Origin of the sequence: Pseudomonas sp. RL_15y_Pfl2_60 (assembly GCF_963970595.1) — a bacterium.
Taxonomy (GTDB): Bacteria; Pseudomonadota; Gammaproteobacteria; order Pseudomonadales; family Pseudomonadaceae; genus Aquipseudomonas.
In genome coordinates this window covers 478,674-497,087 of the sequence record NZ_CAXAOE010000001.1, presented here as the reverse complement: position 1 = coordinate 497,087, position 18,414 = coordinate 478,674, and the positions used below count along the sequence as shown (strand labels likewise).

The following is an 18,414-nucleotide window of genomic DNA, read 5'->3' as shown; positions in this document are numbered from 1 at the left end:
GGCGCTGGGTTACTGGCTGACCCAGCGTTGACGTGCCCAGGCGCTCAACGCATCGACCGCCAGTACCAGCACCAGCATCGCCAGAATCACCGATGCAGCCTGAGCTTCCTGGAACAGGCTTAGGTGGAAGTAGAGCATTTGTCCCAGCCCCCCTGCGCCAACAAAACCCAATACGCTGGCCATGCGGATATTGTTTTCCCAGCGGTACAGGGTGTAGGCAATCAGTTGTGGCCAGACTTCCGGCAGCGTGCCGTAGCAAAAGGCAACAGCGCGCCCGCCACCGGCAAGGCGAATCGCTTGTGCGGGCTCATCACTGACGTTTTCCAAGGCTTCGGCAAACAGCCTGCCGAGCACGCCTGCGGTATGCAGCGCCAAGGCCAAGGTGCCTGCATTTGGGCCCAGCCCTGCAGCCAGCACCACCAGCGCAGCCCAGACCAGTTCAGGAATCGCGCGTAAGGCATTGAGTAGCAGACGGCTTAAGCTCATGGCGAAAAGACCAAAGCGTCCGGCGGCTGGAAGTGCCAGCAGCATGCCAAGCAGAGCGGCCAGTAGAGTGCCAATGGACGACATCGCCAGGGTTTCCAGCGCTCCTTTGCCTATAGCGCGCAAGTGCGAGGCATTAAAGTCAGGGCTGAAGAAACCATTGGCATAACTGGCCATCTGGCTCAAGCCGTCACCGGCAAACAGGGTTGTCAGGTCAATGTTCAGGTAGCTGAATGAGGCGAACACCGAAGCCAGCAGCAATGCCACCAGGCTGTAGTTGAGCAGGTACTTCATTGCAGCCTCGCCCTCAGCAATCTGCTCAGTTGGTCAGCAAGCAGCACCAACAACAGGAAGGTCAGGAGCATACTGGCGACTTCACCACCGGCGAACATGCGCAGTGACAAATCAATTTGCTGGCCGAGTCCGCCAGCACCGACAAAGCCCATGACCACCGATGCCCGCACTGCACACTCCCAGCGGTACACCGTATAGGAAAGCATTTCAGCCGCGGCATTGGGCAGCACGCCATACGCAAATGCCATTAGCCGTGGGCTACCAGCCACCAGCAGCGCGCGAGCGGGGCGCTGATCAACTGACTCGAAAATTTCGGCGTAGACCTTACCCAGCATGCCGCTGTAAGTAATGGCGATGGCCAGCACGCCTGCCGTTGGTCCAAGGCCCACCGCGCGCACGAATAATAATGCCCAAACAACTTCGGGCACGCTGCGCAGCACGATCAACACACCACGAACCGGCCAGCGCAGGGCCAGTGACCACCAGGCGGGGCGGCCATTGCGATGCGCTGCCGATAGTGACAATGCGCGGCTAGCCAGCAGCCCACAAGGAATCGCCAGTAACAGTGCCAGCGCCATGCCTGCGGTGGCAATCGCCAGTGTTTCAAGAGTGGCGCGCAGCAGTATCTGCAGAAACTCGGGATCATGGGCGGGCGGCCAGAAGCCACTGACAAAATTGCCCATGGTTTTGCTGTTTTCCGCGTCGAACAAGACCGCCAAATCAACTTCACTTAGCTTGATTCCGGGCCACAGGATTATTATCGCGAGCAGGGCCAGTGCCAGACGTGGCAGGGCGGCTGGATCGCGTAGTGCAGGTTTCAGCATCGCGGAATCTGCACCACAAGCGGGGTAGGCGTGAGCACGTCTGGCGCTGGCTGCAGTTTTTCGTTGGCGTAGAGGGTATCCAGTTGCTCAGGACTGATCTGGTCGCTTGGCAGGTCAAACATAATGCGTCCCGCGCGTACGCCAATTACCCTGGGAAAATGCGCCATGGCCAGATCGACCGCATGCAAGCTGGCAAGCAGGGTCACCCCACGCGCGGCAGCCTCGTTGTTCAATACGCTGAGTGTATGGCCGGCGAGCACAGGGTCCATGGCCGACACAGGTTCGTCAGCGAGAATTAATTGCGCACCCTGATACAAGACGCGGGCGATACCCACGCGTTGCAGTTGGCCGCCGGATAATTGGTCGCAGCGCTCGAACAGCTTGTCGGCCAGATCTAAGCGTGCCAAAGCGGTTTGAGCGCCAGCGATGTCGACTGGGTAAAACAGGTTGAGCAGGCTTTTAAACAGTGACCACTGGCCGAGCTTACCGGCGAGAATTGCGGTGACTACGCGTTGGCGCGGCGGTAGTGGCGGTGCCTGGTGGATCAAGCCAATACGTGCGCGCAAGCGTTGACGCTGGCTGGCGCTGAGCGCCCACGGATGCTGTTCAAGCAGGCTGATGGCGCCGGTGCTTGGCTGCAAGCTGGTCGCAAGCAAGCGCAGCAACGTGGTTTTACCAGCGCCTGAAGGGCCGATGATGGCGATGCGCTCAGTTGCTTTGACCGTCAAATCAATATCACTGAGCGCAACTTGGCCGTTGGCGTGGGTCAGACCCACGCCTTGTAGCGTTACAGTCACTTCAACAAGCCAGCTGCGCGTGCTGCTTGCTCGATGCCTTCATAGTTTTCAGGCTTGGTTTCGATGAAGCGGCTGGCTGCTTGCAGATCAAGAATGGCTTTCTGCTCAGGCACTGCTGGGTCGAGCGCCAGGAACGCCGCCTTGATCTTGGCTTGCAGCGCTGGATCAAGCGTGCCGCGCACAGTCCAGTTGTAGTCGTAGTAGGTTGGCGTGGTGGCGATTACCTTGACTTTGCTGGTGTCGACCTTGCCGCTGGCAACCAGTTTGTCCCAGACCGATGCATTGAGTACACCGCCGTCTGCTTTACCCGCCTGGACCCAGGCAGCTGTTGCGTCGTGGGCACCGGAGTAGGCAACCCGGCTGAAGAACTCTTCAGGCTTGATGCCATCTTGCAGCATGAAATAGCGTGGCATCAGGCTGCCAGATGTCGACGACACGGAACCGAAGGCAAAGGTTTTGCCTTTAAGGTCTTTGACCGACTTAACCGCCGGGTCGGCGCTGATGAATTTGCTGGTGAACTCGGCGTCCTGCTCGCGCTGAACCAGCGGCACGGCATTACCGGTTTTCAGTCGGGTCTGGACGAAGGTGAAGCCTCCGAGCCAAGCCATGTCGAGGCGATCTGAGGCCAATGACTCGACCACCGCGGCGTAGTCGGCAACCGGTACAAACTCAACCTTCATGCCCAGTTGCTGCTCAAGGTATTGACCCAGCGGCTTGAACTTGCGCAGCAGTTCAGTCGGGGCTTCATCTGGAATCGCGGAAACGCGTAGTACTTCAGCTGCATGGCTGCAAACGGCGGAAACAGACAGCGCGATGCCTGCGGCGAGCGCAAGGGTACGTTTAAACATGGCGGGTTCTCCGGTTAAATAGCGGGGAAAGCGAGCTAATTATAAGGGCAAGTCTTGGTAAATGTGGATGCGAAGCATAACGTGCTTGCCACTGGGGTACCTATAAATGTTTTATCTGCCGGGTGCTCCAAGGATCAGCTAGCTGGCAGCGCCCACACAGCAAACTCATTGCCGCTGGGTTCTACGAAGTGGAAGCGGCGCCCACCGGGGAAGCTGTAGATTGCTTTGCTGATTGTGCCTCCGGCAGCGCTGACTTTGGCCTGCGTGGCCTCAAGCTCGTCACTGAACAGGACGATCAGTGCGCTGCCGTTGGCGCAGGTCGAGCATTGGTCCGAGGCGAAGAATCCACCGTCGAGCCCCTGGTCGGAAAATGCCGCGTAGTCCGGGCCGTAATCGACAAATGACCAACCAAAGGCAGCGCTGAAAAATGCTTTGGTAGCGCTCAGGTCCTTGGCCGGGAACTCGACGTAATTGATTTTTTCATGTGCGGGCATTGGCGGCTCCTGTGTCGATGTTACTGGGCTCAAGCTAACCCCCCGTTTGAGAGTAGACCAGCTACCCAGGGTATTTTTCTTCAATCCTTGCGATTGGCCACTGTTTAGCCTTGCGCTTCTTGCATAAACAGTCGGGTGAGGGTTGGGTATGAGTGTTTGGTTGTCGATGGCGGCGTTTGCCCTGGCCAGTTCAATTTCACCGGGGCCGGTCAATATCATCGCCTTGAGCAGCGCGGTTCAGTTTGGTTTGCGGGCCAGCCTGCGGCATGTCACGGGTGCAACGCTGGGCTTCACTTTGTTGCTGGTGTTGACTGGACTGGGCTTGCATAAAGTCTTGCAGCTGTGGCCGTTTCTGACCGAGTTGATCAAGTTGGCTGGTGTTGCCTTTTTGCTGTTTATGGCATTCAAGTTGGCGACCGATAACGGCGAGTTGAATACGACGCATAAGGGGCGAGCGCCGTCGATGCTCTATGGGGCAACCTTGCAATGGCTTAACCCCAAGGCCTGGATGGCCTGTGTTGCTGGCATGGGCGCCTTTGTGGCGGATGGCGACGTGCAGCAGATTGCTGAGTTTTCAACGATTTATTTTATTGTCTGTTACCTGTCGATTGCCTGCTGGGCGGTGGCTGGGACCTTCTTGCAGCAGTACTTGAGTTCACCAACTGCCATGCGCGTGTTCAACCGCTTGATGGCGGCGTTGCTGGTGCTGTGCTGTGGTTATTTGTTGTTGGCTTGATCAGCCCCGGTATTGCCCGGGTGTGGCGGCCATAAACTGTTTGAAGGTGCGCTGCAGGTGCGCCTGATCGGCAAAGCCTGCCGCCAGCGCCGCATCGACAATCAATTCACCGCGCTTAAGCAGGCGTTGCGCAAGCTGTACGCGCTGGTTGGTCAGGTAGGTGTGTGGTGTCATGCCGAAATGCTGGCGGAATGCGCGAATCATGTACGAGCGGGAGAGACCAGCAGCGTCACTGATCTGTTGCAGGCTCAACGGCTGTGCGCAGTTTTCACGGATAAACGCAGCGGCCAATTCAAGTTTTGCGTGGGCCTGTTCGGGTTCGCTGGCCGCGCCAGCCTGCGGAGCAAGGGTGCGATCCATCAAGGCGAAGAACGCCAGTGCCGATGCCTGCTTCACCTCTGGTGTGAGCGAGGTGTCGAGCAGCTTGTCGTAGAATTGATTGAAGGCATCAAAGAGCGCTGGAGAAAGGCTCAGGATCGGCTGATAGCCTTGAAATTGCCCAGCTGAAAGCTCCCGCACAGAGGCCTGCACTCCGGCCAGCCATTGGCAGTCGATATAAAGCATTCGATACGACCAGGGTTGCTCGTCAATCGGGTTGCAGGCATGCACTGCCTGCGGATTCATCAGCACGGTCGTGCCTTGGCTGATAGCCTGGCGTTGCGCGCCGTTGATGTAGGTGCAGGCCCCGGCGGTGATCACCCCAATAGAAAAATGGGCATGGGCATGCAGTGCATAACAGACCTTGCGCCCATCAACGATCGAGCGTGCCTCAATGGCTGGCAATGCCGGATCACGGCAGAATTGCGGCACGCTATTGGTCATGACCTTTACTCTTTGATCGCCGCAACGACGGAAATTTCAACCAGCAGTTCAGGGCTGGCCATGCTGGCCTGTACACAGGCGCGGGCCGGGGCAAAACCGCTTGGAACCCAGTTATCCCACACGTTGTTCATGGCTGCAAAATGGCTCATGTCCTTGATATAAATGGTTGCAGAAAGGATCTGCTCACGGCTGCTGTTAACCGATTCCAGCAGTGCATCAACCTTGGCCAGCATGGTCCTGGTTTGATCCTCGATACCCGCGGTGCGGTCTTCAGCAACCTGGCCGCAGAGGTAGGCCGTATTGTTATGAACGACAACGCGGCTCATGCGTGCGGAGGTTTCTAAGCGAGTGATGCTCATGGAAGTCCCTTGGTCTTTTGACAGTGAAATGGGCGCAGTCGCAATATGCTGCGGCTTACTATGCCCGAAAGCCCATAGTCTAATCAGCTCGCGGCTGAATGACGACCATGCTTTGGGATTAAGATAGCCGCATAACCTTGGTCACGACTGGAGTTGATGATGTCTGCTGGTTTACACGCTTTAGCTTTTGCCGGAATTGGTCTGATGGGCCTGCCGATGACGCGTCGCCTGCTGGCGGCGGGTTATCCATTGACTGTGTGGAATCGCTCACCTGATAAATGCCAGCCGTTGATCGAACTGGGTGCAGCTTCAGTGGATCAACCGGCGCAACTCTGTTCCAAGGCTGACATCGTCATGTTGTGTCTGGCCAATACCGATGTGGTACGTGACGTTGTGTTCGGCCCGGGTGGCGTGGTCGAGACAGCAAGACCGGGCCAGTTGTTGGTCGATTTTTCCAGCCTTGACCCCGCGCAAACCCGGGACATGGCAGCCGAGCTTGAGCGTCGCAGCGGCATGCGCTGGATCGATGCGCCTGTCTCTGGCGGCACTGCTGGCGCGGAGGCGGGGTCATTGGCAATCATGGCGGGCGGTGCCCATGCAGATATCGAACAGATCAGGCCCGTGCTGGCTCATCTCGGCCAGCGTCTCACGCGCATGGGTGATGTGGGTGCGGGGCAGGTTACCAAGGTTTGCAACCAGATGATCGTTGCCTGCAACGCTCTGGTCATTGCTGAAGTCGTTGCTCTGGCTGAAAAGTCCGGGGTGGATGCCAGTTTGATCGCGCCAGCGCTAGCTGGTGGTTTTGCGGATTCAAAACCCCTGCAGATTCTTGCACCACAAATGGCGGCGAGTGAGTTTGAACCCATCAAGTGGCACGTACGCACCTTGCTCAAGGATCTGGATACCGCCGTTCGAGTCGCCCAGCAGACGGGGTCGGCAACGCCTGTGACTGGCTTGGCTGCGCAACTGATGCGTTTGCATGGTAGCCAAGGTTATCTGGAAAAAGACCCTGCCACTTTGGTCAAGCAATACCGTGACTGTGAGTAAAGCCTATGAAAATCTGCGCCAATCTATCACTGCTATTTACCGAACTGCCTCTGGTCGATCGAATAGTCGCCGCCAGCGCGGCAGGTTTTGACGGGGTTGAGATTCAGTTTCCCTATGAGGTCCCGGCTATTCGTTTGAAGGAGGCGCTTGAAGCCGCAGGTATGCCGCTGCGCGTGATCAATCTGCCTGCTGCGGATTTAATGACTGGCGGCGATGGCCTGGCGGCGGTACCGGCGCGCCAGGCCGAGTTTGATCAAGCGCTGGAGACTGCTTTGAGCTATGCGGCGATGGTCCGACCGGCGTTGGTTAACGTGCTGCCAGGGCGGCTGGCTGAGGGTGTCGAACGCGAGCACGCGTTGCAGACCTTGGCTGCCAACCTGCGCAAGACCGCCGACGCCTTTGCTTTACTGGGCATTGGAGTGGTCTGCGAGGCGGTCAATACAACGGATATGCCCGGCTTTTTAATCAATGGCAGCGCGCATTTGCAGGCTTTGCTGGAGAGGGTTGATCACGCCAACTGCAGCGCCCAGTACGATCTTTATCACATGGCCATGCAGGGCGAGGACATCAGCACGGGTATCCATCGGCTCAAGGGCCGTATCGGTCATGTGCAGTTTGCCGACTGCCCCGGTCGTGGCGAGCCGGGTAGCGGCAAGCTGGACTTTATGGCCGCGTTCAAAACACTCAGGTCCAGCGGCTATGGCGGCTGGATAGGTGCTGAGTACAAACCTGGAGCTCAGGGCACGCAGGCCAGTTTGAGCTGGCTGCGCGAGTGGCGCGCGCAGCTGGAACATGCCTGATTTGCGTGTTCAGGCGCTTATCTATAAATGATATGCAGCGCTGCTCTCGACCTTGAAGTCTGCGAGAAAGGTCAATAATTGCTGCATTGGAATGGGACGGCTGAGCAGGTAACCCTGAATGCTGTCGCATTTCAATCTGGCGAGCAGGTTCAATTGTTCGGGCGTCTCCACGCCCTCGGCGACCACTTTGAGTCGCAGTGAATGAGCCATTGCGATTATGGCCTGGACGATCTCCATGTCTTCATGGGCGCCGGGAATGTCCTGGATGAAGGATCGGTCGATTTTCAAAGTGTCGATGGGTAAGCGCTTCAGGTAAGCCAGTGATGAATAGCCGGTGCCGAAGTCATCAATGGATAAGCTGACGCCCTGGGCGCGCAGCTCCTGAAGTAGATCGACGGCTTGGCCGATATTTCCCATCAGGGCGTTTTCAGTGACTTCCAGTTCGAGTCGTTGCGCAGGAACTGAAAAGTGCGACAGCGCCTCGCTGACTTCCTCGGCCAACTCCTTGCGCCCCAGGTTTAGGGCAGAGCAATTCACTGCGATCTTGATATGCCCGTGCCCCTCATCGGCCAAGCGTGAGAGGTCGCAACAAGCGCGGCGCAGTACCCAGTTATCCAGCTCAGCGATAAAACCGTTGGCTTCAGCAATACCAATAAAACGGTCTGGGCTGAGCAGTCCGCGCTGCGGGTGTTGCCAACGCACGAGCGCCTCAAGTTTGCTGAGCTCACCGCTGTGCAGGTCGAGAATCGGTTGATAGAACAGTTGCAAACCTTGATCGTTGCGCAGCGCGCTGTGCAATTCTTCTTCGAGCAGCAACTCAACGCTGGCCCTGGCCTTTAGCGGCGAGCTAAATGAGTGCATCTGATTGCGGCCGCTGCCCTTGGCCTGGTACAGCGCCAGATCGGCATGCTTGAGCAGTTCATCCGGGGTGTTGCCGTCCTCGGGAAACATGCAGATGCCAATGCTCGAGGTCATCATCATGCACCGGCCATTGATCACTATGGGTTCTTTCATCGCCAGTAAAATGCGTCCGGCCAAAACCCGTGCTTCATCTTTGGATTTGAGGCTGGCTAGCACGCAGAATTCGTCGCCGCCCAGGCGTGAGAGCACGTCGTCATTGCGCAATGCGGAACCCACGCGCTCGGCGATTATCTTAAGCATGCTGTCGCCAATAGCATGGCCCAAGCTGTCATTGATCCGCTTGAAATGGTCGATATCGATAACCAATATGCCCAGCGGTGTATTGGTTTGCTGGTGCTTGAGCAGCTTCTCGGTGAATGCGAGATTCAGGCCCCGGCGGTTCAAATGCTGGGTTAGCACATCGTAGTTGGCTGCTTGCTGTAGTGATGTGCGGGCCTGATCAAGTTGGTTGAGCAAGCTATTTACGCGATGAACATTAAACTGGCTAACGACTTGGTGCTTGTCCCGCGCAGCAGCAATCAGGCTCGCGGCAAATCCCAGCAATGCCAGGCACGAGACAATCAGGGCCATGTGCGACTCAGCCATGAGCACCTCAGTTGGGGTCGCGCTTGCGAGGTCGGCGACTACTGCTTCAATACCGAAGCCATGCGTTAACTCGATCGCCAGTGCGAGCGCTACGCTGGCGGTAATCCGGCTCAACCGTGACATCGATGGAGTGGTCTGGGCATGTTGGCGGTCGTAGCTGTACAGGGCGGCATAGCTGAAGGCGCAGGCGAAGGTGAGTGACGCCATGATCAGTAGGGGCGAGTAAAACAGGGCGATCACTTGGGCATTCTGGGTTATCGCAAACACATGCAGCGTTGTGCTACTCAAGCCGATAAGCAATGAGCTGGTGAAGAGTCGTACTGGCTTGGCCTGACCCTTGGAGATGCTCAACATAACCACAAAGGCCGAGACCGTGGCGACACACAAGGAACTGAAGTTTGCCGACGCAACTACAGCAGTTTGTGCATATTCCGCTGCGGGCAACTGATTAATAAAGTGCAGTACCCATGAACCACTGCCCAAGCAGAGTGCACCGACTATCCGCCACAACCAGCGGCTCAGTGGCTGTTGCGCATGGCTGATGCGCTCAATCACTTCGAGTACGGTGTAGCAGGCAATACAGGCAAGTAGAAAAGCCAAGAGCATCATGCCCAGGCTTTGATGGCTGCTTTCCAGTAAGTGTCCATCTGGTGGAATATGCCGGGTAAATCGCAGATCAAACCAATCCATGATTATTTCTCCAGTACCAACAGGGTGTCATTAGCCTCGGAGTGGCCAAATGACACTGGCTCAGGCAAGTGTAGCCATTGGCAACTAATGCGCGAAAAAAAACGCTGGAAAACAACGATTATGCCGCTAGCACTGAGTGAGCGCTGGGCTAGGCCTCATGCCTTGGAGGGATCGGATAGGGTTGGGTTAGGGTCATGGATTCAGCGCGCGAATAGTCACAGACATAGGCCGCTATAGGCTCTAGCGTGCACCCAACATCGATAGTTGGAACGCTGTTTGAGGTTTCAGCAAAACAACAAGAATAATAGGAAACTTCGCATGCAACCCACTCAGCAGGCAGCCAATGCGTGGCGCATTTTGTTTTTGCTGTTTCTGGCCAATATGTTCAATTTTTTCGACCGCACCATTCCGGCGATCATTATCGAGCCGCTGCGTAAAGAGTGGAGCCTGAGCGATCTGCAGCTTGGTCTGGTGGGTACTGCATTTACCATTGTCTACGCCATTGCCGGTGTGCCGCTTGGGCGCATGGCGGATACCGGCGCGCGACGCAAAATCATGGGCTGGGGCCTGGCTGCGTGGAGCGGTTTGACTGCAGTGAATGGGATGGCCTGGAATTTCTGGAGCTTCTTGCTGATTCGCATGGGCATCGGCATTGGTGAAGCCAGCTATGCACCTGCCGCAAATTCGTTGATTGGCGATCTGTTTCCGGCGCACAAGCGTGCCAGGGCGATGGGCATCTTTATGCTCGGTTTGCCGATTGGCTTATTGCTGGCCTTTTTTACCATCGGCAGCATGGTGCGAATCTTTGACAGCTGGCGCGCGCCATTTTTTATCGCGGCAGTACCGGGTTTGCTGTTGGCGGTGATGATGTTCCTTATCAAGGAGCCAACGCGTGGCGCAGCCGAGCGCGTTGCAGTGGCAACTACGAAAGTTGAAAAGCCGCTGCGTAAAGTCTTGGCCATTCGTACCTTCTGGTGGTTGGTGCTGGCCGGTTTGGCGTTCAACTTTGCAACCTATGCGTGTAACTCATTTATGGTGCCGATGCTGCAACGCTACTTCTTGCTGCCGTTGGAGCAGGCGGCGGTGGCGACTGGCGTGATCGTGGGCCTGACTGGCCTTGTTGGCTTGACCCTGGGCGGTTGGGTCGCGGACAAAATTCACCAGCGATCGGAGACCGGCCGCTTGCTGTTTGCGGCCCTGAGCATGTTGATAGCAGCTCTGGCAACCGGCTACGCGCTGTTTTCAGGACGTATCGAAGTCGCTGTATTTGTCGGTGTATTCAGTCTTGGCTGGCTGTTTTCCTACAACTTCTACACTTGCGTGTACACGGCGATTCAGGATGTTGTTGAACCTCGCTTGCGGGCCACGGCAATGGCGTTGTTCTTTGCTGGTCTGTACTTGCTGGGCGGTGGTCTCGGGCCATTGGCGGTTGGTTTGTTGTCTGATCATTTTGCCCAGGCAGCCATGCTTGCGGCGGGAGCCAGTGAGATGAACGAGGCGTTCAAGGCAGTTGGCTTGCATGATGCGATGTATTTGATTCCAGTGGCGTTGTTCCTGACCATGCTGGCGTTGGTTCAGGCCTCGCTCTGCTTCGCTGCGGATGCTCAGCGTATGCAGCACAAAATGTCCGCCGATGTGCCGCTGGACGCAGGCGTCGCCTTAAGCTGAGTTTTTACGCGCCCAAAAAGAAGCCCGCGTCTGCGGGCTTCTTTGTTTGCCGCAGTCGATTAACCAGCAACCAACACGCGGATTGCTTCGAGGCGTAACGCCGCTTTATCAAGCGAGCTCAAGCCTTGCTCGCGCTGGCTGCGCAGGGTTTCGATCTCGCTGTCGCGCACGCTTGGGTTGACCGCTTGAAGTGCGGTGAGGCGCGCAAGTTCTTCATCCATATCAGCCGCTAGGCGACGCTTGGCTTCGGCAACACGCTCCAGATGGCGGGGCATGACTTTTTCTTCACCCACCGCGATCTGCGGGTTGAGCGTATCGCGCTGGGCCTGGACGAATTTATTGGCGCTGGCACGGGGCACGCTTTCCAGTTGATCGTTGAGCGTCTCGAAGGCCACTTTGCTGGCAAGGTCATTACCGTTGGCATCGAGCAGGCAGCGTAGCGCTGCTGGCGGCAGATAGCGACCCAGTTGCAGGGCGCGTGGTGCGACTACATCACTGACATAGAGCAGCTCAAGCAGTACGGTGCCTGGCTTCAGCGCCTTGTTCTTGATCAAGGCCACGCCGGTGTTGCCCATCGAGCCGGAACGCACCAGATCCATGGCGCCTTGCACCATGGGGTGTTCCCAGGTCAGGAACTGCATGTCTTCGCGGCTTAGCGCCAGGTTGCGGTCGTAGGTGATGGTCACGCCTTCGTCGTCGCCGAGCGGGAAGCTGGCGTCGAGCATCTTCTCGCTTGGGCGCAGAATCAATGCGTTTTCCGAGTGGTCTTCGCTGTCAATACCAAAGGCATTGAACAGTTGCTCCATATAGATCGGCAAGGCGAACTGGTCGTCTTGCTCTTCGATATCGGCTGCCAGGGTCTGGCCTTCACCTGCGCCGCCGGAATTGAGTTCCAGCAAGCGGTCGCGGCCTGCATGCAGCTCGCCTTCAAGACGTACACGCTCGGTTTTGGCTTCGTCAGCCAGGGCTTGCCATTCGTTGTCATCACCGCTTTCCAGCAGCGGCAACATGCGGCTGCCAAACTGATGCTGAAGGGCGTTACCTGTCGGGCAGGTGGCCAGAAATGCGTTGAGCGCATTGTGATACCACTGGAACAGGCGTTCTTGCGGGCTGCTCTCAAGGTAGGGAACGTGCAACTGAATCCGGTGCTTCTGGCCGATACGGTCAAGACGGCCAATGCGTTGCTCAAGCAGGTCGGGGTGGGCAGGCAGATCGAACAACACCAAGTGGTGGGCGAACTGGAAATTGCGGCCTTCACTGCCGATCTCGGAGCAGATCAGCACTTGGGCGCCGAACTCTTCGTCCGCGAAGTAAGCGGCGGCACGGTCACGCTCAAGAATGCTCATGCCTTCGTGGAATACGGTGGCGAGGATACCCGAGCGCACACGCAGCGCGTCTTCAAGGTCCAGAGCGGTTTCTGCGTGGGCACAGATCACCAAGACCTTGAATTTTTTCAGCATCTTCAAGGTGTCGATCAACCACTCGACCCGAGGGTCGAAGCGCCACCAGCGCTGCTCTTCGTCAACCTCTGCTTGGGCTTGATAGCTGACTTCCGGGTACAGGTCAGGATGCTCGCCGATCGGCAGCTCCATGTACTCATCCGGGCTCGGCAGCGGATAGGCATGCAGTTCCCGTTCAGGGAAGCCTTGGACAGCAGCACGGGTGTTACGGAATAGCAAACGGCCAGTGCCGTGGCGATCGAGCAGTTCGCGGATCAAGCGTGCAGAGGCTTCGCTGTCGCCGTCATTAACCGCCGCCAGCAGGCCTTCGCCTTCGGCACCAAGGAAGTCATGAATGGTTTTATGGGCCTCGGACGACAAGCGACCTTGATCCAGCAATTCTTGCACGGCCTCGGCAATCGGCCGGTAGTTGGCACTTTCGGCGCGGAAGGCTTCGAGGTCGTGGAAGCGGTTCGGGTCGAGCAGGCGTAAGCGGGCAAAGTGGCTGTCCTGGCCAAGTTGCTCAGGCGTTGCCGTGAGCAGCAGAACACCGGGAATCACTTCAGCCAACTGTTCAACCAGCGAGTATTCAGGGCTGGAGCGTTCAGGGTGCCAAACCAAGTGGTGCGCTTCGTCGACCACTAGCAAGTCCCAGCCTGCTGCAAATAAAGCGTCTTGGGCCTTTTCATCTTCGCGCAGCCATTCCAGGGCAACCAGCGCCAGTTGGCAGTCTTCGAACGGGTTGCTGGCGTCGCTTTCAATAAAGCGTTCGGCGTCGAATAGGGCGACGTCGAGGTTGAAGCGGCGACGCATTTCCACCAGCCACTGGTGTTGCAGGTTTTCAGGGACCAGAATCAACACACGATTGGCGCGGCCAGAGAGCAGCTGGCGATGGATCACCATGCCTGCTTCGATGGTTTTACCCAGGCCTACTTCGTCGGCCAGCAATACGCGCGGTGCAATTCGATCTGCAACTTCGCGGGCAATATGCAACTGGTGCGGGATTGGCTGCGCACGCACGCCACCCAGACCCCAGAGCGGCGATTGCATGTGGTTACTGGTGAATTCAAGCGTGCGGTAACGCAGGCCAAACCATGCCAGTGGGTCAATCTGACCGGCGAACAGGCGGTCGCTGGCCAAACGGAACTGGATGAAGTTGGAAAGCTGCGTTTCAGGCATTGTCACGCTTTGGTGTTGCGCATTGAGGCCGTGATAGACCAGCAGGCCGTCGATATCGTCGACTTCCTGTACGGTCAGCTTCCAGCCTTCAAAATGGGTGATCTCATCGCCGGGCGAGAATCGCACACGCGTCAGTGGTGCACTGCGCGCAGCGTATTGACGGGTTTCGCCAGTCGCCGGGTAAAGTACCGTGAGCATGCGACCTTCCTGCATGAGGATGGTCCCCAAGCCCAGCTCTGCTTCGCTGTCACTGATCCAGCGTTGCCCCGGTTCGTACTGCTGCGCCATGCCTGTCTCCCGCGTGAAAAGCCGGCTATGGTAACCGCAACGCCGGTTTAGGCCAAAGCCCCATTGATCTTTTTGCGTTTCGCTGGATATAAAAATCAGCCGTTGAGTCGAAAGTGTAGTGAGGCCAGGCTCATGTTTGCGCTAAAGCTGCCGACAGCCTGACCAAAGGAGGGTCCAATCGTGTTGCCACCGATCCCGCAGAGCTTGGTCCCCGTCACTGCTAGCCAGGATGTGGTCAAGCCCAAACCGCTCACCCCGCCGGTCATGCCCGTGGCAGAAACCAGCAAGGAAAGCGCGCTTAACCTCGACAAACGTCATCCGCAGGACGCCGAGGCGATATTGCGCGAAGAGCAGCGCCGCCAACAAAAGCGCTATGTTGCAGCTTTGCTGGCCGAAGCGGGTGACGAGGCGGTCGACGCCGAGCCCCAGGAGGACGGCGAGGAACTCCCGCGCCGGGGATTGTGGGTGGATATTGAGGTCTGAACAACCAACAATGGTCCGCACACCTTTGCCTTGAGTGAATAGCGCTGTGAGTTTGTTCGCTGATACCCCGCTGCAATTGCCTGATGCCGAGTTGGATTTTCGTCCGCAATGGCTCAGTGCCGAGCTTGCCGACCTCTGGTTGCTACAGCTATATCAACAGACGCCTTGGCAACAACCCCAGGTCAATTTGTTTGGGCGCCGCCATCCGGTGCCGCGCCTGCTGGCCTGGTATGGTGACGCTGGCGTTGGCTATCGTTATTCTGGCCTGTATCACGCGCCCCTGCCTTGGACGCCTCTGCTGGCCGAGATTCGTGCGCAACTGGTAACTTATGTGGGTCAACCGCTCAATGGATTGCTGCTCAATTACTATCGCGACGGCCAAGATTCCATGGGCTGGCACAGCGATGATGAAAGCGAGCTGGGTCGCGATCCGATTGTGGTTTCATTGAGTCTTGGCGGCAGCAGGCGTTTTGACTTGCGCCGTAAAGGCCAGCAACGCATTGAGCACTCGTTACACTTGGATCATGGCTCGCTACTGGTCATGCGCGGATCAACCCAGCATTATTGGCAACACCAGATCGCCAAAACGCGTAAACCCTGCGCACCACGGCTTAATCTGACTTTTCGTTATGTACTGGACGGGGGATGATTTTGCCCATGAGCAATGAAAACAACCTGATCGACTTTAACGTCGAGCGTGGCAAGCGGATTCACGACCTGCACGACAAGAGGCTCGATGAAATGCGCAAGGCATTCGAGCAGGCCTTGCCATTGCCTAAGGCCAAGAAAAAGTCGAAAGGCAAGTCGAAGAAGCGCTAAGTCTTTACAAGCCTCTGTTGTCTATTGATCTGGATCAGTGTCTGCTACTGATTCAGCCCCGCCCCGGGATCATTATTGATCCAAGTCAAGACCAGCCAGCCTGACATTGCGTAACTTGGAGCTATTCCAGATTACACGCCGCTCAGGAGGCAACCATGTTTATCGACACTGTCGTTCTTGCAGGTATTGGCACTGTATTGCTGATGTTCGCCTTCTTTGGCGGGGTTGGTATGTTCATTTGGAAAGACGCGCACAAGCGCAAGTAAGGCGGGTCTTTCAACTCGACTGCACGCAAGGCAGCTTCAGGCGACTTAGGTCGCCTTTTTTTATGGGTCATCGTCTGCAATGGGCATGGCCGAAGGCTAAGCTGACTGCCCAACCCCGCGCTTGAATCAGCTAAATTTGCAACCGCCGATTTTGCATAAATTTCGAGTATGGGCTGGACGAATTTAGTTAGCTGGCTAATAATTGTCACGCGAAAGGCTTCTACAAACCCTCCAGTGCAAAACCCAATTGCAGGATCACGGGTTACCAAAGCGGCTGCGCCGCCCGTGATCATCGATGAGCAATCAATACCTTGGGTGAAAGTTTTCAGAGGCGTGTTGGTGTCAATCCGCTATTTTCATATGTGAGCAATTCCTCGGACGCAGTTATGCCCCACGCATCGCTGGCCTTCATTGCGCCTAGCCGACAAGCCATACAATTTGCAATCAAAACGCTGCTCGGAGCAGGGCTGGCGCTGTGGTGCGCAATGCGCTTTGGCCTGGAGCAACCGGTGTGGGCCATGATGACCGCCTTTATCGTGGCCCAGCCATTGTCAGGCATGGTTGTGCAAAAAGGGCTGGCGCGAATGGTGGGCACCCTGGTCGGGACCATAATGTCCGTGGCATTCATCGGTCTTTTCGCGCAGACCCCTTGGGTGTTCATCGGCGCGCTGGCGGTCTGGCTGGCGATGTGTACGGCGTCTTCAACCATGCTGCGCAGCGCCTGGTCATATTCCTTTGTGCTGGCGGGCTACACCGTGGCCATCATTGGCTTGCCAGCAGTGGGCAATCCGCTGACGGTGTTTGATCAAGCAGTGGCACGCTGCACCGAAATATCACTGGGTATCCTTTGTGCCACTGCAGCGAGCGCAATCATCTGGCCGCAAAGGGTCGAGGTGCAACTGATCAAACAGGCCAATGTTGCCTGGCGCGCTGGCTTGAATGCGGCCTCGTTGGCTTTGGCGCAAGAGAGCCATGCACGGCAAGGCTTGCTGCAGGTGCTTGGGCATATAGTGGCGGTCGACTCACAGCGCGAACATGCCTGGTTTGAGGGCTCACGCGGGCGTCAGCGTGCTGCTGCGCTGCGGGTCTTGAGCCGTGACCTGCTCAGTATGTTGCGCCTCGCGCGCGGCGTGGGGCGTCAGTTGCGTCAGCTCAGTGCGCAAGAGCGGGAATGTATCGAGCCCTTGATTATCGCTGCCCGTGAGCAGTTTGATATGGAGCAGATGAGCGGTTTGGATGAGCTGGCCGAGCGGGTTAGATTGGCCGCGCTGAGCGAGCGATTGAATCCTGCACAACAGATCTGCCTGGAGCGCTTGTTGCTGTTGGTCACCCGCATGCAGGTTGCCGATCAATCGCTGCATGCTGTCGAGCAGGGGGTTGCCCCGCGCAATGCACCAGACCCTTTGTCATGGCACAGCGACTGGCAAACGGCATTGATTTATGGTGCCCGCAGCGCCTTGGCCTTCCTGGCATTTTCTGCGTTCTGGATGGCGACCGGCTGGACCTTCGCCTCCGGCGGTATCTTGATGACGGCGGTGGTCTGCAGCTTGTTTGCCAGCCGTGATAATGCAGCGCAGATCGGCATGATGTTCCTGCGTGGAATTTTCTACGCGATTCCAGTGGCATTTGTGGTGGGGGAACTTGTCCTGCCTCAACTGAGTAGCTTTGCCATGCTTTGTCTGGCCATGGGCGTGCCGCTGTTTTTCGCTGCGTTAGGCATGTGTAACCCGGCGATGGGCGCTACATCCACGTCTTTTGCGCTGCACTTCATTTTGCTTTGTTCGCCGCAAAACCAGATGAATTTCAGTGTCACTTATTTCCTCAACACCTCGCAGGCACTGATCATGGGTGTTGGCTTTGCCGTGCTGGCATTCAAACTGATCTCTATCCGCAGTCCTCGCTGGCTGGGCAGTCGGTTATTGGACGCAACATTGAATGACTTGAGGCGCTTGACCCGGCGCCCGCTCAATGGTGCCGAAAACTGGTTCGGCGGGCGTATTGCCGATCGGCTATTGCAGCTGGCGCGACATTACCCCGCGTTGCCCGACGCAACCCGCACGCGCTGGGATGATGGTATCGCCAGCCTTGACCTGGGTGACGAGTTACTGCACCTGCGTGCTTGTCTTGAGGCCGGTGACAAGTCAGTGGGTATCGCCGAGCAGCATTTCTTGCAGCAACTTGACCAACAGTTGGGCATTGGTCCGGCGCCCGAGCGTGGACAGGTATTGGATGCAGCCGTTGACGAATTATTGCAGGCGCTCAATGCCAATACCTCAAGTATTGATCGGCGTCTGGCGCGAGCCGCTCTGTTGCAATTGCAGTTAGGCTGGAAAAACTGGTGTGCTCATAAAGGAGAGCAATATGGGCTTGCATGAGTGGTCGATAGGCGGTGTCCTGCTCAGCCCGTTTCTTATTTACCTGGTGTTGGCGTTTGCAGTGACCGGGATCTTGCGGTTGTTGTTTGCACGCCTGGGGGCCTCGCGCTGGATCTGGCATGAAGCCTTGTTTGATACGGCGCTGTTTGTGTGTGTGTTGGCAGGCATTGTTGCGGTGCTTGGGCGTTAGTCATGGA

At 57.1% G+C, this 18,414-nt stretch carries 19 protein-coding genes; 10 read left to right on the top strand and 9 right to left on the bottom strand.

Annotated features, from left to right (window positions below):
- Positions 1-9: 9 nt before the first annotated feature.
- From phnE to AACY26_RS02340, 5 genes are all read right to left on the bottom strand, one after another.
- A complete protein-coding gene (phnE, locus tag AACY26_RS02360; RefSeq protein WP_339510603.1) occupies positions 10-777 on the bottom strand; it encodes a phosphonate ABC transporter, permease protein PhnE in 768 nt (255 codons plus the stop codon).
- Entirely contained in the window at positions 774-1,601 is an 828-nt protein-coding gene (locus AACY26_RS02355) for a PhnE/PtxC family ABC transporter permease (RefSeq protein WP_339510601.1), read from the bottom strand. Before AACY26_RS02355 ends, phnE begins: the two co-directional genes overlap by 4 nt.
- A complete protein-coding gene (locus AACY26_RS02350; protein ID WP_339510599.1) occupies positions 1,595-2,398 on the bottom strand; it encodes a phosphonate ABC transporter ATP-binding protein in 804 nt (267 codons plus the stop codon). Before AACY26_RS02350 ends, AACY26_RS02355 begins: the two co-directional genes overlap by 7 nt.
- The gene (locus AACY26_RS02345; protein WP_339510597.1) at positions 2,395-3,246 is read right to left on the bottom strand and encodes a putative selenate ABC transporter substrate-binding protein; all 852 of its coding nucleotides are present in this window, start codon (positions 3,244-3,246) and stop codon (positions 2,395-2,397) included. The genes AACY26_RS02350 and AACY26_RS02345 overlap by 4 nt, the downstream gene beginning before the upstream one ends.
- A gap of 134 nt (positions 3,247-3,380) precedes the next feature.
- The gene (locus AACY26_RS02340; protein WP_339510595.1) at positions 3,381-3,740 is read right to left on the bottom strand and encodes a VOC family protein; all 360 of its coding nucleotides are present in this window, start codon (positions 3,738-3,740) and stop codon (positions 3,381-3,383) included.
- 148 nt (positions 3,741-3,888) lie between these two features.
- On the opposite strand from AACY26_RS02340, the gene AACY26_RS02335 reads away from it, so the two are divergent.
- The gene (locus AACY26_RS02335; RefSeq protein ID WP_339510593.1) at positions 3,889-4,476 is read left to right on the top strand and encodes a LysE family translocator; all 588 of its coding nucleotides are present in this window, start codon (positions 3,889-3,891) and stop codon (positions 4,474-4,476) included.
- Here AACY26_RS02335 and AACY26_RS02330 read toward each other — a convergent pair whose 3' ends face one another.
- Together AACY26_RS02330 and AACY26_RS02325 are read right to left on the bottom strand one after the other, a co-directional pair.
- Positions 4,477-5,298 carry an AraC family transcriptional regulator gene (locus AACY26_RS02330; protein WP_339510591.1) on the bottom strand — a complete coding sequence of 274 codons (822 nt, stop codon included), beginning with the start codon at positions 5,296-5,298 and terminating at the stop codon, positions 4,477-4,479.
- A 5-nt stretch (positions 5,299-5,303) separates the two neighbouring features.
- Positions 5,304-5,657 carry a RidA family protein gene (locus AACY26_RS02325; protein WP_339510589.1) on the bottom strand — a complete coding sequence of 118 codons (354 nt, stop codon included), beginning with the start codon at positions 5,655-5,657 and terminating at the stop codon, positions 5,304-5,306.
- 159 nt (positions 5,658-5,816) lie between these two features.
- On the opposite strand from AACY26_RS02325, the gene AACY26_RS02320 reads away from it, so the two are divergent.
- Positions 5,817-6,704: an NAD(P)-dependent oxidoreductase gene (locus AACY26_RS02320; protein WP_339510587.1), complete on the top strand. Its 888-nt coding sequence runs from the start codon at positions 5,817-5,819 to the stop codon at positions 6,702-6,704.
- A 5-nt stretch (positions 6,705-6,709) separates the two neighbouring features.
- The gene (locus AACY26_RS02315) at positions 6,710-7,504 is read left to right on the top strand and encodes a hydroxypyruvate isomerase family protein (RefSeq protein WP_339510585.1); all 795 of its coding nucleotides are present in this window, start codon (positions 6,710-6,712) and stop codon (positions 7,502-7,504) included.
- A 21-nt stretch (positions 7,505-7,525) separates the two neighbouring features.
- Here AACY26_RS02315 and AACY26_RS02310 read toward each other — a convergent pair whose 3' ends face one another.
- Positions 7,526-9,700, bottom strand: a complete 2,175-nt coding sequence (locus tag AACY26_RS02310) for a putative bifunctional diguanylate cyclase/phosphodiesterase (protein ID WP_339510583.1) — start codon at positions 9,698-9,700, stop codon at positions 7,526-7,528.
- A 318-nt stretch (positions 9,701-10,018) separates the two neighbouring features.
- On the opposite strand from AACY26_RS02310, the gene AACY26_RS02305 reads away from it, so the two are divergent.
- Positions 10,019-11,368 (top strand): spinster family MFS transporter, encoded by a 1,350-nt coding sequence (locus AACY26_RS02305; RefSeq protein WP_339510581.1) that lies wholly within the window; start codon positions 10,019-10,021, stop codon positions 11,366-11,368.
- Positions 11,369-11,427: 59 nt separating this feature from the next.
- Here AACY26_RS02305 and rapA read toward each other — a convergent pair whose 3' ends face one another.
- Positions 11,428-14,274 carry an RNA polymerase-associated protein RapA gene (gene rapA, locus AACY26_RS02300; protein WP_339510579.1) on the bottom strand — a complete coding sequence of 949 codons (2,847 nt, stop codon included), beginning with the start codon at positions 14,272-14,274 and terminating at the stop codon, positions 11,428-11,430.
- 180 nt (positions 14,275-14,454) lie between these two features.
- On the opposite strand from rapA, the gene AACY26_RS02295 reads away from it, so the two are divergent.
- The 6 genes from AACY26_RS02295 (at position 14,455) to AACY26_RS02270 (ending at position 18,407) form a co-directional block, all read left to right on the top strand.
- Positions 14,455-14,757, top strand: coding sequence for an aspartate-semialdehyde dehydrogenase (locus AACY26_RS02295; RefSeq protein ID WP_339510577.1), 303 nt, complete (start codon positions 14,455-14,457; stop codon positions 14,755-14,757).
- 46 nt (positions 14,758-14,803) lie between these two features.
- Positions 14,804-15,406: an alpha-ketoglutarate-dependent dioxygenase AlkB family protein gene (locus AACY26_RS02290; RefSeq protein ID WP_339510575.1), complete on the top strand. Its 603-nt coding sequence runs from the start codon at positions 14,804-14,806 to the stop codon at positions 15,404-15,406.
- Positions 15,407-15,414: 8 nt separating this feature from the next.
- Positions 15,415-15,576 (top strand): hypothetical protein, encoded by a 162-nt coding sequence (locus tag AACY26_RS02285; protein WP_339510573.1) that lies wholly within the window; start codon positions 15,415-15,417, stop codon positions 15,574-15,576.
- Positions 15,577-15,731: 155 nt separating this feature from the next.
- Positions 15,732-15,842: a cytochrome c oxidase subunit CcoM gene (gene ccoM, locus AACY26_RS02280; protein WP_010490515.1), complete on the top strand. Its 111-nt coding sequence runs from the start codon at positions 15,732-15,734 to the stop codon at positions 15,840-15,842.
- A 386-nt stretch (positions 15,843-16,228) separates the two neighbouring features.
- A complete protein-coding gene (locus AACY26_RS02275) occupies positions 16,229-18,217 on the top strand; it encodes an FUSC family protein (RefSeq protein ID WP_339510571.1) in 1,989 nt (662 codons plus the stop codon).
- Positions 18,204-18,407 carry a DUF1656 domain-containing protein gene (locus tag AACY26_RS02270; RefSeq protein WP_339510569.1) on the top strand — a complete coding sequence of 68 codons (204 nt, stop codon included), beginning with the start codon at positions 18,204-18,206 and terminating at the stop codon, positions 18,405-18,407. The genes AACY26_RS02275 and AACY26_RS02270 overlap by 14 nt, the downstream gene beginning before the upstream one ends.
- The last annotated feature ends 7 nt before the right edge of the window (positions 18,408-18,414 follow it).

Bases quoted from the DNA above. Each gene is read 5' to 3' on its own strand.
- AACY26_RS02310 (WP_339510583.1), bottom strand. From the start codon at position 9,700: ATGGATTGGTTTGATCTGCGATTTACCCGGCATATTCCACCAGATGGA.
- AACY26_RS02345 (WP_339510597.1), bottom strand. From the start codon at position 3,246: ATGTTTAAACGTACCCTTGCGCTCGCCGCAGGCATCGCGCTGTCTGTT.
- AACY26_RS02335 (WP_339510593.1), top strand. From the start codon at position 3,889: ATGAGTGTTTGGTTGTCGATGGCGGCGTTTGCCCTGGCCAGTTCAATT.
- AACY26_RS02305 (WP_339510581.1), top strand. From the start codon at position 10,019: ATGCAACCCACTCAGCAGGCAGCCAATGCGTGGCGCATTTTGTTTTTG.
- AACY26_RS02285 (WP_339510573.1), top strand. From the start codon at position 15,415: ATGAGCAATGAAAACAACCTGATCGACTTTAACGTCGAGCGTGGCAAG.
- phnE (WP_339510603.1), bottom strand. From the start codon at position 777: ATGAAGTACCTGCTCAACTACAGCCTGGTGGCATTGCTGCTGGCTTCG.
- ccoM (WP_010490515.1), top strand. From the start codon at position 15,732: ATGTTTATCGACACTGTCGTTCTTGCAGGTATTGGCACTGTATTGCTG.
- AACY26_RS02275 (WP_339510571.1), top strand. From the start codon at position 16,229: ATGCCCCACGCATCGCTGGCCTTCATTGCGCCTAGCCGACAAGCCATA.
- AACY26_RS02320 (WP_339510587.1), top strand. From the start codon at position 5,817: ATGTCTGCTGGTTTACACGCTTTAGCTTTTGCCGGAATTGGTCTGATG.
- AACY26_RS02355 (WP_339510601.1), bottom strand. From the start codon at position 1,601: ATGCTGAAACCTGCACTACGCGATCCAGCCGCCCTGCCACGTCTGGCA.
- AACY26_RS02315 (WP_339510585.1), top strand. From the start codon at position 6,710: ATGAAAATCTGCGCCAATCTATCACTGCTATTTACCGAACTGCCTCTG.
- AACY26_RS02330 (WP_339510591.1), bottom strand. From the start codon at position 5,298: ATGACCAATAGCGTGCCGCAATTCTGCCGTGATCCGGCATTGCCAGCC.
- rapA (WP_339510579.1), bottom strand. From the start codon at position 14,274: ATGGCGCAGCAGTACGAACCGGGGCAACGCTGGATCAGTGACAGCGAA.
- AACY26_RS02325 (WP_339510589.1), bottom strand. From the start codon at position 5,657: ATGAGCATCACTCGCTTAGAAACCTCCGCACGCATGAGCCGCGTTGTC.
- AACY26_RS02270 (WP_339510569.1), top strand. From the start codon at position 18,204: ATGGGCTTGCATGAGTGGTCGATAGGCGGTGTCCTGCTCAGCCCGTTT.
- AACY26_RS02340 (WP_339510595.1), bottom strand. From the start codon at position 3,740: ATGCCCGCACATGAAAAAATCAATTACGTCGAGTTCCCGGCCAAGGAC.